The following is a 16,418-nucleotide window of genomic DNA, read 5'->3' as shown; positions in this document are numbered from 1 at the left end:
CCTAAAAAAATAGAAGAAAAATAATGCATAAAGCGAATGGTTTTGGTATTTTAGCACAGAAATGCACCTATACTAATCACCCGAAATAGCGCCTACCTATTTTTATTATCCAAACCGTTATGTTTTAAATACCTACATCCATTTTTAAATTCCCCCTTATAATCTACCTATAACCTAATTCGAATCCCTTATGAGAAAAAAAAATTACCTCTTGCCAATTTGTGCGTGCCTACTCTTGAGCGCCTGTAGCAAAGATGAAGTAGTACACGTAGTAGATCCTGTAAAAAACATAGGAAATCTTTCTGCCTTGACCTTAGATTTAAAAAACGCAGCGACACGAAGAGATTCTGTCATTGCAAAAGTTGCCATTGCAGATATTCACTATGAAAAATTCCTCAATACGCTAACCTATTTTCCTGATAATCCTGCGGATATGACCGCTGCAGACAAAGCCAGATTCGAAGACCCAAATTTTTGGCCAGTGAATTTGTATATTCCTAGTAAAATCCCAGTAAAAGAATTGGGCGCGACTACTTGGTCTTCCGAAAGAATTGAGGTTCCCGTTGAAGTACAAGAATCACTCAGCCGATCGATGAACTTTTTGAGATACATCATTCATACCAAAATGTTTGCACAAGTATTAGGCGATTATCTTATAGCCGATAGAGGCCGATTGGTCGATACCCGCGAACTGTTAATAATCCTCCGAGAAGGATTCAATAGAATCAACCTTGAACTTACAATTGATAAAAACCAAGCTATGAGCTGGCACGGAATGGTGAGAAACGCTCCACCTGTAAGAATTGAAGCCACAGATGCTTCGATTCCAAGTGGATTTACCCCAAAATTATGGGATCGGCAAACCTGTAATACTTTTAACCGACATATCAGTATGGATAAGTTATTGGATAATCTAGATTACAACAACTTTGAGTGGTTTGATTATGGTGTAGGGTTAAACATTGGGGCAATGATGGCACACGAAGTGATCCATAATATGGGCTATACTCATGCCGATGACGTTAATAAAAACAATGTTTACCAATATTTTACGCAAGAAAAAGATAGTGACGGAATCAATTTTATGAAAGAATTCCCTAAAAAAAGAGAGTTTGATGATCCCTCCTATGCCATTCAAAATACCTTTTACAATATGTTTAGTACATACTTTAACCATAGTACTTGGAAAGGAAAATACGAATCAAGAAGAGTGACCATAACTCCAAAAGAAACTGGTGATCAAAATAAATACACCGCTTTTCCCATGAATTTTTACACTCACGCCAAGATTCTTCGATATGATGTAAAATAAGATTGTTTTTAAAAACTGTAAAAATACCAAAAAAGACCTTTGCGCTTTTTTGGTGTTTTTTTAGGTCATAAATCAAGACACTCGAATCAATTCGTAGGTCAAAAAAAGAAACAATCAAAAAAACTTCACGGAGCTGTTTTTTCGATTTTTTTTCTTGTCAAATAAAAAATATTCACCCCAAGAATAAAAGCATTGGTAATGATAACGGGCCAAGAAAAACCCAACATAAAACCATAAATCACAAACAAAAAACATCCTGCAGAATTGATAATCCTCAAGGTGGTGATATTTTTCATCAAAAATGAAACCATCAAAACAAATGACCCCAAATAACCTACCCAATCAGTAAAAGACATATCCATAACGTATCCTTTTTTAAGAACTAAATTTACTCATTATCAAGGTTTTTCAAAACGATTCACAATATTTTTAAAAATATAGATTATCTCGCTCATCGAAGATTAAAAACTGGTAAAGCATACTGCGAGAATGTCTCCGAATTCTAGCTATTTTTAATTAGGTTATACTCCGCAAACACGATAAAAATCGATAGACATTTAGTATTTTTATGTTTTTGAAAAAAAAGTATAAAATCCGCAAAGTAAAGCAGTTTTCGCAACGAAGAAAATCACCGTTAAAATAAATTTATGAAAAAAATAGTTTTAATTATTTTGTTTTATTTCTTTTCAAATTACGCTTTTAGTTGCGTTTGTGGAATCGAAACATTAATTGAGAGATTTCAAAAATCTGAATTTGTTGCAAAGGTCAAAATAGTAAAAATCACCACTATTGAAAATGATTTTGATTACCAAGACGCTGAAATTGAAATATTAGAGCTCTATAAAGGAGAAAAACGACAAACAATTAAGATATTGTACGCAATTAATAGTTCTTGTGCATTTAATGTTCCAGAAAACTCAACTTGGTTAGTTTTTGCTGATACCTATAATGGAAAATTAAGTTTCGGTTTTTGCTCAGGCTCAAAACAGATAGACAGGAATTTTGATGAAAATGAATATCCAAATGCTCAAAAATATCAAAATCAATCCATTCAAAGACAATTATCAATTCTTACTATTTTAAAAGAAAATAAAGTTACTGATTTTAATGAAAATGGCTTGTGGCTTCTTCGCTCAAAAAAATGTGAAAGCGATTTTAAAGGTTTTGAAGTAAATGATAATACAGCCCTTTATGAAATTAAGGTTAATACTAAATTGAAAATAAAAAAAGTCAAAGCTTTAAAAGAATTTGATAATGCTGATTTATCAAAAGCAATTTTAAAATGTTTATCTAATAACTTTATAATTGGCAATGAAAAAATAAAAAAAATAACTAAAAAAACTAAAATTTATGTTGCCTATGTGTACTACAAAAACGACAATAAAAATGAAAGTTTTATGAGTGAAATTGATTTGTAATACAAAAAATTCTACAAGCAAAAATCAATTTGAGGATAAGATTTAATTTAAAATTGATTAACTATTTTGGTCACTTGATTTACCACCTTTCTAGTGGTCGAGTGCCATATCCACTGAAGTAAATAACATTAGCTACAAACTTAAAAAATGAGAACACGGATTTTAATAGCATTTTTTCTATTTTGTATGATTTCCAATCAATCAATTGCTTGCGATTGTAGAGATTCTAAAGATTTAAAAGAAATTCAAAATAGAGAGTTTAGGAATTCAAAGTATATTTTTATCGGAGAAATTTTAAAAATTGACACTAAAAATCACACTTTTGAAGTCAAAGTTATTGAATCGTTTAAGGGAGCAAAAATTGGAAAAGTGTTTAGAGGAGTATACAACAAATTATGCGGTCCAGTAATAGATGAAGTTGGAAAATGGCTGATTTATGGAACTTCGTACTCAGGAAATACCATTAAAGTAAGTGTTTGTGGATTAACTAGAAGTTTTAAAAATCCTGAACATATTTTTTCTGTAACAAAACCACCAAAACCATTGCCTTCAAATGCATCAAAATCTCAAATTGAAAAGGAAAGCATCGCTTGGAAAGAAAGAGCAAAGGCTGATTTAGCAAAGGAAATTGCTGATTTGAGAAAAAGATGTAAATAAAAGCCAATTACCATAAGTAGATACAACGGATTTGAACCATTGACTTAATTAAAATATGGTTTTGTATTTATGATGTTCACTGATAACTAAATAATATATTATACTTTAGTCTCAAAACAATTGTAGTATCGTTACCAATTAACCCATAGTAGATGCAATGAAAAATCGTGAAATTGTAAGTTCTAGAATTTTAAACTCGCCAGTAGAAAAGGTCTATCAAGCTTTCGAAAATCCAAATCATTTAAAAAATTGGTGGGGACCAGAAGGCTTTACAAACACAATACATGCGTTTGATTTGAGACCTGGTGGGAATTGGATACTTACTATGCAGGGTCCGGAAAAAGGGAACTATGAAAATTCATCTGTCTTTACATCAGTTTTACCAAATCAACTGGTAAGCTGGAAGCGAAAATCACAACCATTATTTGATATGGAAATAGCGTTTGAAAAATTAGAAGAAAACAAAACGCAAATAACATTTAGAATGATTTTCGATACCATCGAAGAATGTGAGAAAATGCGAAAGTTCGTTGAACCTAAAAACGAAGAGAACTTCGACAGATTAGAGAGAGAACTTAAAACGATGTAAAAAAAAGCCCGAATAAAAATTCAATTAGAAAAAAAACAAAAAGGCTTTGGCATAACGCTATAAAAAAAGTGGAATTACAATTTTGAAGTTGTAATTCCACTTTTTATTATTTAGAGATATTCAATTGAAATCAAAAAGACCAAAATTAGGTAGTTAAGATTTGAATGAGCAATCTACTTAACTTATACATTAAAACGGAAATGCATTACATCACCATCTTTAACAATGTATTCTTTTCCTTCTACTTTAAATTTCCCAGCTTCTTTGGCCTTAGCCTCTGATCCGTATTGTACGTAATCCTCATAAGATATTACTTCTGCACGAATAAAACCTTTTTCAAAATCGGTATGGATTACACCTGCAGCTTGAGGAGCGGTTGCACCAATGTTTATCGTCCACGCACGAACTTCTTTCACACCAGCTGTAAAATAAGTTTGTTGTTTCAATAACTTATAAGCTGCACGAATCAAGACAGAAGCTCCTGGCTCTTCTAATCCCATATCTTCAAGAAAAACCTGACGCTCTTCATAGCTTTCTAATTCGGTAATATCAGCCTCAGCTCCAACAGAAAGTATGATAACTTCAGCATCTTCGTCTTTAACTAATTCACGAACTTGGTCCACATATTTATTTCCACTTACAGCAGAACTTTCGTCAACATTACATACATACAATACAGGTTTTGTTGTAATCAATTGAAACGATTCCATCAATACTTCTTCATCATTACTTTGTGGCGTTATGGTACGAGCAGATTTTGCTTGCAACAAGGCTTCTCTAATTCGGTCCAACAAGGCTTTTTCAGTTTGTGCCTCTTTATTTCCTGTTTTAGCAGCACGATTTACTTTTTCTAAACGTTTTTCAACCGTTTCTAAATCTTTCAACTGCAACTCAATATCAATAGTTTCTTTGTCACGAATTGGGTTTACATTTCCATCTACGTGTACAATATTATCATTATCAAAACAACGTAAAACGTGAATAATGGCATTACATTCTCTAATGTTACCTAAAAATTGATTTCCTAATCCTTCCCCTTTACTAGCACCTTTTACTAAACCAGCAATATCTACGATATCAACCGTAGCCATTTGTACACGCTCAGGTTTAACCAATTCTTCCAATTTATTAATCCTTGGATCGGGAACGTTTACCACACCAATATTAGGTTCGATAGTACAAAAAGGAAAGTTGGCACTTTGCGCTTTTGCATTTGATAAACAATTGAACAATGTTGATTTTCCAACATTTGGTAACCCTACAATTCCTGCTTTCATTCTATTTTATTTTCGGTCGATCGATGATCAACAGTTCGTATATTTTTTTTGTGACTGCAAATATACATTTTATATGGTTAGCCAAAAACATAGCCGCTACTAATTACAAATATCATATATAAAGCTTTTTAGAGGAATACTGCTCTTCAAGATACAGCTATACTTTCTATCCGTTGCATTTCCTCTCCAATAATCCAACTTCCTCCTAAGTATTTCTACTTGTTTTTAGTTAAAAAGTCAAAAAAGATAACTTTTTGGTACAACATTCAGATGTACATAAAATTTCATTTAGTCATTTTAAAAAAGTCATCTCATAGGTGACAAATTATTAATGAAATTCCACAAAAAAAGACAAAACAGCAACATTAAGTGGCTCAACAAGAGCATTGTCATTAAAATATAACTTTTTGAGATTATTCTGTTATTTTATTTTAGACTTTTTTAAATAAAATAAACCGATTTGTTGCATATGAAACATTAAAAAAAAGCTTTTTTAGTGTTAAAAAAAAGTTATCAAAAAAAAAGAAGACTACAACGTTATAGTGTCACGAAAACGTCTTCGTATGATAAAATGCATTTTTCAAAGTACAATTATTTTATACTTTAGACCAAAATATATTATCCCTAATTTTTTAATTCAAAAAATACATTTATGAAAAATAAACTACTATTATTTTTGGTATTTCATTTTTTATTGGCTTTTACAACCGAAGGAAAGCCAACAAAAAGAAACACCTCTCCAAAATTATTGGTAGTTCAACTTAACAAAAAACCTACACCTTACAAATACGACCCAACCCCCTTTTTTGCCCCCAAAAAAGCGCTTCTTCTACTTCCTCCTACTGTTACAGGAGGGAGTAGTTGCGGCCCAGGAAGTGTAACCTTGACAGCAACTGTAAGCAGTGGCGAAACTGTAGAATGGTTTACTTCACAAAATGCAACTACACCCATTGCTACAGGACCTGCTTTCACTACTCCCCTTTTAACAGTAACAACTACGTATTACGTACAAGCTAAATCAACCACAGATACTAGTACAAGAGTTCCTGTTGTGGCCATCATACAAAACCAACCGCCTAGCGTGACACTAAGTGTTACCCCAGCAAGTAATTCCACAAATCCAATCTGTGAGGGAACATCACTTACTTTTAATGCAATTGGAGGCGGAGATGTTTTTGAGTTTTCTGTTGATGGAACCGTGCGTCAAGCATTTTCTACAAATAGAACTTTTACCACTACTACTATAACTAATAATCAAACCGTAACCGTTCGCACAAGATATGCTGTTACCTACGATGGCGTTATCAATGAAAATGCTTGGGGAACCGGAAGATATGAAGACAACACTCAAAGTGCTGCATTGTCTACTAATGCAATAAATGGCTACATTAACTCATTACGCATTACACCAACAGAGGACAAACTAGTATTTGGTATCACAGGTAAATTAATAAACTATCGAAGAGTTTTAGTTTTCTTGGATACTAAACCCGGAGGATTTAACGTCTCGAATTACGGAGACGAAAACGGTTCACTCCCCTCTGTTAGAGCCTATAATTTTTTCAATAACAATCCAAGCACCTTTGATAGTTATTTTGAAGCAGACTACTGTCTAGCTATTGCAACAGATATTGGAGAAACCAATTATTATGCGGATATCATCGAGTTAAAAAATCCAAACTCCATAAAAACCTATTTAGGAACAGCTGCAACAGGTGTTCCTTCTGCTGTTATGGGTGTTAACAAAAACAATACTGGAATAACAGATTATAGCAATGGTTTTGAAATAGAACTATTAAAATCCCAACTTGGATATACTGGAAATGATATCAAGTTTTTTGCTTTTACAATGCAAGATAATGACGTAAGTAATTACAACGTTACCAACTCCTTCTTAAGTCCAGAACTAACTAAAACAATTGATTTTGGACGAAATGCCGTAAACTACAATAATGAAACTCCAAACCCAGTGATAGTAAGCGCTTCAGCGATGACTCCTTGCTACTCCTCTGCTAGCATAAGTATGCCAATGGCCGCTGCTCCAACCGTTGCTACGACAGGACCAAATCAATCATTATGTAGCTTAACTTCAAATCCTTTGGGAGCGAACACACCACTTTCTGGAGTAGGAATTTGGACTTTAAAAACTGGGCCAGGAACTGTAACCTTTGAAGATAGTAGTTCTCCAAACTCAACCGCAACTGTAAGTTTACCTGGAACATATGTTTTCACTTGGACTATTTCCAATGGGCAATGTCAATCATCAAGTGCAGATATAACTGCTGTTTTTAATCTTACCAATCCACCTGTAGCAGATGCCAATCAAACGTTTTGTAAAATTGACCAGCCTACAGTAGCTAATTTGATGGTTACTGGTAATGCTGTACAATGGTTTTTAAACAGTACTGGCGGCACAGCACTAAACAGTACTACAGCATTAAGCTCACAGACTTATTATGCTGAACAAACTGGCTCAGCTACACTTTGCGTAAGCACAACACGTACTCCAGTAAGTGTTACAGTGCTAGATCCATCAGTACCTATCACAAATGCAACGCAAACATTTTGCAACACTGCTAAAGTATCCGACTTAATAGCCACAGGAACTAATGTAAAATGGTATTTGCAAAGTACAGGTGGCATAGCTCTTGATCCTACTTCAGATCTTACTGATGGCACTTACTATGCATCACAAACTTTGAATAGCGCCATAAGTTGTGAGAGCACCAATAGAGCCAGTACAATAGTAACCATCACAAAAACGCCTGTTCCTAGTGGTTCAGGCAATCAAATCGTTTGCAATAGCGGAACCATTAGTGACTTAATAGCCTCTGGAACTGCCATCCGTTGGTATGTCAATCCGAGTGGAGGAAGCCCTCTTAACCCAACTACAGCTCTAGTGAATGGCACAACTTACTATGCTTCTCAAACCGTAAACTCTTGTGAAAGCAGTAATAGATATCCGCTTGCCGTAACCATAACAGACCCTGCTTTACCACTATCTGCTGGAAATCAGTCCGTGTGTCAAACCAATCCGATTCAAACCCTTATTCCAGTAGCAACTTCACCAGATGGTGGAACTATTACTTGGTATGATGCACCAACTGGAGGTAATCTTATTGCTTCGCCTTCTTGGAATAGCATAGGGTCAACAACTTTTTATGCTCAAAACAACAGCAATTCTTGTACTAGTACAGCAAGAACTCCTGTTGCGCTTGAAATTAAAGCTGCCCCGCTACTAACTATTACCAATACAACTTGTGCTCCTAACCTACTTACCTACTCGGTTACTTTTAATGCCGCTGTAGGAACAAACATTAGCGTTGTTCCAAATGTAGGTACCGTAAGCGCTTCGGGTATTACTAATATTCCTGCCGGAACTAATATTACTATCAATGCCAATGTTGCTGGCGGATGCAATGAAGTGATACCAATTACTGCACCTGATTGTAGCTGTCCAATTGTTGCTACTCCTAGTGCAAGTGCCAACCAAACTATTTGCGAAGGACAAAATAATCCAACGCTAAGTGTGAGTGTAGCCGCACAAGAAACCGCTGATTGGTATACAACACAAACTGGTGGCACTCCGTTTTTGACTAATGCTTTGAATTTTACACCTACCGTAACTGCCGCTGGGACTTACACGTATTATGTTGAAGCAAGAAACACCACTACCAACTGTACTAGTACAACAAGAGTAGCTGTTACACTAACCATAGAAGGTATTGCTGCTCCTAGCGGTACGGCAAATCAAACTTTCTGTCAAATTGATGCACCAACTATTGCTAATTTAGTAGCCAGTGGCACGAACATAAAATGGTACAATTCACCAACAAGCACAACTCCTTTAGTAAATACTACTCCACTTACTGATGCAACTTATTATGCAACACAAACTGCAACTAATGGATTAGGTTGTGAAAGTGTTAACCGATTTGCTGTAGCAGTAACCATCACAAAAACGCCTGCTCCTAGTGGTTCAGGCAATCAAATCGTCTGCAATAGCGGAACCATTAGTGACTTAATAGCCTCTGGAACTTCAATCCTTTGGTACGCTAATGCAACTGGAGGAAGTCCTCTTAACCCAACTACGGCTCTAGTAAATGGTACTACTTATTATGCTTCGCAAACCCTATCCGCTTGTGAAAGCAGTAATAGATATCCACTTGCCGTAACCATAACAGACCCTGCTTTACCACTATCTGCTGGAAATCAGTCCGTGTGTCAAACCAATCCGATTCAAACTCTTATTCCAGTAGCAACTTCACCAGATGGTGGAACTATTACTTGGTATGATGCACCAACTGGAGGCAACCTAATTGCTTCTCCTTCTTGGAATAGTATTGGCTCCACTACTTTTTATGCTCAAAACAATAGCAATTCTTGTACTAGTACAGCAAGAACTCCTGTCGCGCTTGAAATTAAAGCTGCTCCGCTACTAACTATTACCAATAAAGTTTGTGCTCCTAGCTTACTTACCTACACGGTTACTTTTAATGCCGCTGTAGGAACAAACATCAGCATTGTTCCAAATGTAGGTACCGTAAGTGCATCTACCATCACTGATATTCCTGCTGGAACTAACATTACAATTAATGCCAATGTTGCTGGTGGATGTAATGAAGTGATAACAATTACTGCACCTAATTGTAGTTGTCCAATTGTTGCTACTCCAATTGCAGGTACTAATCAAACTATTTGCGAGGGACAAAATAATCCAACACTAAGTGTAAGCGTAGCCGCGCAAGAAACCGCAGATTGGTATACAACACAAAGTGGTGGAACCCCATTCTTGAGTAATGCTTTGAATTTTACACCTACTGTAACTGCCGCTGGGACTTACACGTATTATGTTGAAGCAAGAAACACCACTACCAACTGTACTAGTACCACAAGAATAGCCATTACCCTAACCATAGAAGGTATTGCTGCTCCTAGCGGTGCGGCAAATCAAACTTTCTGTCAAATTGATGCACCAACTATTGCTAATTTAGCAGCTAGTGGTTCGAACATAAAATGGTACAATTCACCAACAAGCACAACTCCATTAGCCACTAGCACTCCACTTACTGATGCTACTTATTATGCAACACAAACTGCAACTAGCGGATTAGGTTGTGAAAGTGTTAGCCGATTTGCTGTAGCAGTAACCATCACAAAAACTCCTGCTCCTAGTGGGTCAGGCAGTCAAGTGATTTGTAATAGCGGAACCATTAATGACTTAATAGCCTCTGGTACTTCAATCCTTTGGTACACTAATGCAACTGGAGGAAGTCCTCTTAACTCAACTACAGCTCTAGTGAATGGCACAACTTACTATGCTTCTCAAACCGTAAACTCTTGTGAAAGTAATACTAGATACGCACTTGCAGTAACCATAACCAATCCTGCTTTACCACTATCTACTGGGAATCAGTCCCTGTGTCAAACCAATCCGATTCAAACTCTTATTCCAGTAGCAACTTCACCAGATGGTGGAACTATTACTTGGTATGATGCACCAACTGGAGGTAACCTAATTGCTTCTCCTTCTTGGAATAGTATTGGCTCCACTACTTTTTATGCTCAAAACAATAGCAATTCTTGTACTAGTACAGCAAGAACTCCTGTTGCACTTGAAATTAAAGCTGCTCCGCTACTTACTATTACCAATACAACTTGTGCTGCTAACCTACTTACCTACTCGGTTACTTTTAATGCCACTGCGGGAACAAACATTAGCGTTGTTCCAAATGTAGGTACCGTAAGCGCTTCGGGTATTACTAATATTCCTGCTGGAACCAACATTACTATCAATGCCAATGTTGCTGGTGGATGCAATGAAGTGATACCAATTACTGCACCTGATTGTAGCTGTCCAATTGTTGCTACTCCAATTGCAGGTACTAATCAAACTATTTGCGAAGGACAAAATAATCCAACGCTAAGTGTGAGTGTAGCTGCGCAAGAAACCGCTGATTGGTATACAACACAAACTGGTGGCTCTCCGTTTTTGACTAATGCCTTGAATTTTACACCTACCGTAACTGCCGCTGGAAATTATACGTATTATGTGGAAGCAAGAAATACCACTACCAATTGTACAAGTACCACAAGAATAGCCGTTACCCTAACCATAGAAGGTATTGCTGCTCCTAGCGGTGCGGCAAATCAAACTTTCTGTCAAATTGATGCACCAACTATTGCTAATTTAGTAGCCAGTGGTACGAACATAAAATGGTACAATTCACCAACAAGCACAACTCCTTTAGTAAATACTACTCCACTTACCGACGCTACTTATTACGCAACACAAACTGCAACTAATGGATTAGCTTGTGAAAGTGTTAGCCGATTTGCTGTAGCAGTAACCATCACAAAAACGCCTGCTCCTAGTGGTTCAGGCAATCAAATCGTTTGCAATAGCGGAACCATTAGTGACTTAATAGCCTCTGGAACTTCTATACTTTGGTATACCAATCCGAGTGGTGGAACTCCTCTTGATCCGACAACTGCACTAGTAAATGGTACTACTTATTATGCGTCTCAAACCCTATCCGCTTGTGAAAGTGTTAATCGATTAAGTGTTTCGGTAATCATCAATCAACCAATAAGTCCAATAATAAAAAATGAAGAATCTTTTTGCGCTTCTGAAAATGCTACTATTACAAGTTTAACCAATCGAGTTACTAACTCTAATACTGTCAATTGGTATTTAACAACTAACAGCACAACCCCTTTATCGACTACAGAAAAATTAGTAAACGGTACAGTTTATTATGCTGCAACCTATACCAATAGCCCCATATTTTGCGAAAGCAATCCCAGAACTTTAGTCAAAGTAAATATCGATGCTCCTTCAAAACCTGATGGAAATTCAAACCAGTTTTTTTGTAGTTCTTCCCTACCAAAAATAAAAGACTTAATAGTAACAAGTGGGGTAAACATAAAATGGTATGACAACAACAACACGATTTTAAGCGATGATTTCGTTCTAATAGATGGAGGAAAATATTATGCTACACAAACAATTGGCATCTGTGAAAGCGTTGAAAGATTTGAAGTAAATGTTACAATTCTATCTCCACCAACACCAACAACAAATGCAACTACTCAGCTTTTTTGTATAGAACAAAACCCAACATTCAACAGTATTGCTATCACAAAATCGAATCCTTTGTCAAATATAAAATGGTATGATAGTTTGATTGGAGGAAATCTATTGCCAAATGATACTGCTTTACTTAATGGGAACTCTTATTATGCGGTTGAGGAGTCTATCAACCCAATTGTATGTCAAAGCAATAATAGGCTTAAAGTAGACATAATAATTGAATCTGCGTCTACGCCAATAGTTAGTGCAATAGAAGCTCCAACTTGTGCTAAAACTACTGGAAGTGTTATCCTTACTGGATTACCAAATGGCAATTGGGAAATTATACCTTCTAGTGGCGCATCTGTTTTAGGAACGGGTGCAACCTATAAATTTGAGAATTTAACAGCAGGTGTTAGCTATAATTTTAAAGTTAAAACCGCTAATCAATGCGTATCTCAAGCCTCTATTGAAGCAATTATACCCGTTGTTCCACTTTATCCTAATGCAGCAACAATTGACATTACACAACCTACTTGTAATCTCCCTTTCGGAAAAATTGAATTTTCTCAACAAACAGGTATGGAATATAGCATCGGCGGTAGTTATCAAACAAACCCAGTATTTGATAATCTTCAACCTGGAAAATACCAAACAAGTATTAGAAATAGCAATAGCATTACGTGTATGATAAATACTGAAGAGATTGTTATCAATCCGATTCCAAAAACTATTGCTTTTGAACTAAAATCATATTGCTTTAAAAATGAGTTTATAGTAGAAATTATTCCTCTTAACAACAGTTTCTCTTTAAACCAAGTTGAAATTACGTGGATAGACAAGAACCAAAACAGTGTCGGAAATGATGCAAAATTGAACGTAACCAAAACTATTGGTGCGATAGATGATTCTATTTATCCACTTGAATTTACTGCCAAAGTAGCCAATACCGCAACAGGATGCGAAACTAGTCAAACCATCAGCCTATCTTCTATTTTTTGTGATATACAAAAAGGGATTTCACCTGACGGAAATGGCTCTAATGAATACTTTGACCTTTCCACTTTTTCAGTAAAAAACATTAGTATTTTCAACAGATATGGAGTTGAAGTATATCACAAGAAAGACTATAAAAACGAATGGAGGGGTCAAACCAATGATGGTACATCTCTTCCTGATGGAACGTATTACTACATCATAACATTTAATGATGAAACCTCAAAAACTGGATGGATTTATGTTACTAAAAAATAATAAAAACAATAAGAAAGTAATGAATAAAATAGCACTCTCATTGTTGTTTACATTAGGTTTTTTCACAAATGGATGGACTCAACAAGATCCTCATTACACTCAGTACATGTACAATATGAGTGTATTTAACCCTGCTTATGCGGGATCCAAAGAGGACTTGTCGATGGGGATTTTATATAGAAAACAATGGGTCAATATTGAAGATGCTCCAACCACATTTTCTGTTTTTGGCCATCAGCCTGTGGGAAAAAATTTGGGAGCTGGCCTTTCTATAGTTAGCGACAAATTAGGACCAATCTCCGAAAAAAACATATATGCAGATTTATCCTATACACTTCAATTGAATGAATCCATGAAGATAGCTGTAGGGATGAAGACAGGAGCTACATTTCATAGTGTTGACTTGTTCTCACAAATTGCTTCTACACTACCCGATCCTAACGAAGGTATTTTTGGTAGAGATATCAATAAAACGTCCTTAAATTTTGGTACTGGCGTTTTCTTTTACACAGACCATTATTACTTTGGTATTTCTATTCCAAACATCTTAAAAACTCCTCATTTTGACTACAATGGCGAGAGTTACGGCACAGAAGTTAGTCATTATTTCATTACAGGAGGTTATGTTTTTGATTTAAATAGTGATTGGAAATTCAAACCTTTTGCTATGGTAAAATCTTCCTTTGGAGCGCCCGTTTCATATGATGTATCGACTAATTTTTTATATAATAATCAAGTAGAGTTTGGGTTAACCTATCGCAAACAAGATAGTTTTGGTGGAATGGTTAATATCAATATTACACCTCAATTAAGAATTGGCTATGCTTATGATAGTATTATTTCAAATCTAAACTATACCACAAACGCATCTCACGAAATTATCCTATTGTTTGATTTGATCAACTATAAAAAAGTTTCTAGATCTCCTCGCTTTTTTTAATTATTAATTATGAAAAAACTCCTCATTATATTCTTCTTTCTTTTGACCTACAACGCAATGACTGCACAAAAGAGTAGTTGCTCCGCATCAGATTTAATTGAAAGATTAGAATACACCAAAGCAATAGAATTACTTTCAAAATGTATTGATGTTTCTTCAAAAAATACGGCTGGTATGCTTCAATTAGCCAATTGCTATTACTATACTTCTAATACAGAAGAAGCCGAAAAATATTATAAATTATCTTACGAAGTTATTAAAGACAAAGCCACACATTTTAACTATATCGATTGCTTACGTTCCAATAAAAAATATGAAAAAGCCAATGCAGAGATGAAAAAATTTGCATTAAAATATTCATCTGATAGCAGAAGTACAACTTTTCATAAAAAGGACAACTATACTGAAGCATTACTAAACCAACAAAAGAAATACACTGTAAAAAAGATTAATATTAATTCCGATCGAAGTGATTTTGGAGGTTTTCTTACAGACAGTACTTTCTACTTTGTGAGCAGTAGAATAGAACAAAACAAAAAATACGGTTGGAATGAAGAACCTTATTTAGATATTTTTTCTAGTATCAGAAAAAATGACACTGTATTTTCTCAACCTGTACCTGTAAAAGAGCTAAATAGTACCTTTCATGAAGGGCCTATTACAATAACTAAAAACGGAAAAAACATCTATTTCTCTAGTGAAAGTTTCACGGTCAATCAATTTGACAAAATCAAAAACAAAAAGTTAAAAAGTGGTCAAGTTCAATTATTTACAGCCACCAATGATAATGGTATTTGGAAAAACGCAAAACCATTGCCTTTTAATAGTAAACTTTATTCAGTAAGTAACCCAAGTGTTAACTCTATCAATACAATAGTATACTTTTCTTCAAATATGCCCGGAGGAATTGGTGGAAATGATATATGGAAAGTAACTATTAATGCAGACGGAACGTATGGTAAACCCGAAAATTTAGGTCCAAGAATCAATACTGAAGGAGACGAATCCTTCCCTTTTATTGATGAAAACAATTTACTCTATTTTGCTTCGAATGGAAGACTAGGACTAGGTGGGCTAGATATTTACAAGTTAGATTTGAACAATGAAAGTGAGGCCGAAAATTTAGGAATACCTGTAAACAGTTCCAAAGATGACTTTGCTTTCTCTACTTTTTACAACCGAAAAATTGGCTATTTATCAAGCAATAGAGAGGGAAATGACAACATTTATTCTTGTATACCAGATTGTACCAATTATTATGCTGCTGTTCTTACAGATGCTTCTACGAATCAACCCCTAAGTAATGCAAAAGTGATCGTAACCGATACCAACGAGAACCCAATAACCACTTTGCAATCTGACAAAAATGGATGGATTGAGTTTAGAATCGCTTGTGAAAAAAAACCTTATCTAAAAATTTTCAAAGACGGCTTTGTTACTAAGCAGGTCGCTATTGCCCCAACTGTTGATCCTAATTTAAGAATTACTATCCCTATTGAACCAATTGCAGAAGTAGTGGTTACCGACACAGAAATCCACTTTAACCCAATTTTGTTTGAGTTCAATAAATATGAAATCACAAAACAATCAAAAACAATCTTAGATAAACTAGTTTACATAATGAATCAAAATGTGGCTATGAAAATTTTTATTAGAGCACATACAGATAGCAAAGGGACTTCGAAGTACAATATGAATCTGTCTGAAAAAAGAGTTCAATCTACTGTAAACTACATCTTGTCAAAAGGGATTAGTACTACTAGAATATCTGGGAAAGGATTCGGCGAATCTGAACCTAAAATAAACTGCGGTGATCAATGTACCGAGGAAGAACACATCCAAAATCGACGTTCAGAATTTCTTATCGTAAAGGACTAACCAAAAACGAAATCATTTAAA

At 35.3% G+C, this 16,418-nt stretch carries 9 protein-coding genes; 7 read left to right on the top strand and 2 right to left on the bottom strand.

Annotated features, from left to right (window positions below):
- Positions 1-190 precede the first annotated feature (190 nt).
- Entirely contained in the window at positions 191-1,312 is a 1,122-nt protein-coding gene (locus FLAVO9AF_RS05770) for a hypothetical protein (RefSeq protein ID WP_159685617.1), read from the top strand.
- A gap of 125 nt (positions 1,313-1,437) precedes the next feature.
- On the opposite strand, the gene FLAVO9AF_RS05765 is transcribed toward FLAVO9AF_RS05770, so the two are convergent.
- Positions 1,438-1,674: a YgjV family protein gene (locus FLAVO9AF_RS05765; RefSeq protein WP_159685614.1), complete on the bottom strand. Its 237-nt coding sequence runs from the start codon at positions 1,672-1,674 to the stop codon at positions 1,438-1,440.
- A 285-nt stretch (positions 1,675-1,959) separates the two neighbouring features.
- On the opposite strand from FLAVO9AF_RS05765, the gene FLAVO9AF_RS05760 reads away from it, so the two are divergent.
- The 3 genes from FLAVO9AF_RS05760 (at position 1,960) to FLAVO9AF_RS05750 (ending at position 3,976) form a co-directional block, all read left to right on the top strand.
- Positions 1,960-2,730 (top strand): hypothetical protein, encoded by a 771-nt coding sequence (locus FLAVO9AF_RS05760; protein ID WP_159685612.1) that lies wholly within the window; start codon positions 1,960-1,962, stop codon positions 2,728-2,730.
- Between the two features lie 147 nt (positions 2,731-2,877).
- Entirely contained in the window at positions 2,878-3,387 is a 510-nt protein-coding gene (locus FLAVO9AF_RS05755; RefSeq protein ID WP_159685609.1) for a hypothetical protein, read from the top strand.
- A gap of 157 nt (positions 3,388-3,544) precedes the next feature.
- Positions 3,545-3,976: an SRPBCC family protein gene (locus FLAVO9AF_RS05750; protein ID WP_159685606.1), complete on the top strand. Its 432-nt coding sequence runs from the start codon at positions 3,545-3,547 to the stop codon at positions 3,974-3,976.
- 182 nt (positions 3,977-4,158) lie between these two features.
- Here the strand turns inward: FLAVO9AF_RS05750 and ychF are convergent, their stop codons facing one another.
- Positions 4,159-5,253 carry a redox-regulated ATPase YchF gene (gene ychF, locus FLAVO9AF_RS05745; protein ID WP_159685604.1) on the bottom strand — a complete coding sequence of 365 codons (1,095 nt, stop codon included), beginning with the start codon at positions 5,251-5,253 and terminating at the stop codon, positions 4,159-4,161.
- A 652-nt stretch (positions 5,254-5,905) separates the two neighbouring features.
- On the opposite strand from ychF, the gene FLAVO9AF_RS05740 reads away from it, so the two are divergent.
- Genes FLAVO9AF_RS05740 through FLAVO9AF_RS05730 form a run of 3 tightly spaced genes read left to right on the top strand, consistent with a single transcriptional unit; the run spans position 5,906 to position 16,397 of the window.
- Complete coding sequence (locus FLAVO9AF_RS05740; RefSeq protein WP_159685601.1) at positions 5,906-13,579, top strand: gliding motility-associated C-terminal domain-containing protein; 7,674 nt, start codon at positions 5,906-5,908, stop codon at positions 13,577-13,579.
- Positions 13,563-14,519, top strand: a complete 957-nt coding sequence (locus tag FLAVO9AF_RS05735; RefSeq protein WP_370516449.1) for a type IX secretion system membrane protein PorP/SprF — start codon at positions 13,563-13,565, stop codon at positions 14,517-14,519. Before FLAVO9AF_RS05740 ends, FLAVO9AF_RS05735 begins: the two co-directional genes overlap by 17 nt.
- Before the next feature lie 9 nt (positions 14,520-14,528).
- Positions 14,529-16,397, top strand: a complete 1,869-nt coding sequence (locus FLAVO9AF_RS05730; RefSeq protein WP_159685596.1) for an OmpA family protein — start codon at positions 14,529-14,531, stop codon at positions 16,395-16,397.
- The last annotated feature ends 21 nt before the right edge of the window (positions 16,398-16,418 follow it).

The organism is Flavobacterium sp. 9R (genome assembly GCF_902506345.1).
GTDB lineage: Bacteria > Bacteroidota > Bacteroidia > Flavobacteriales > Flavobacteriaceae > Flavobacterium.
The sequence above is the reverse complement of the archived record's forward strand: the minus strand, read 5'-3'. Positions and strand labels throughout refer to the sequence as shown.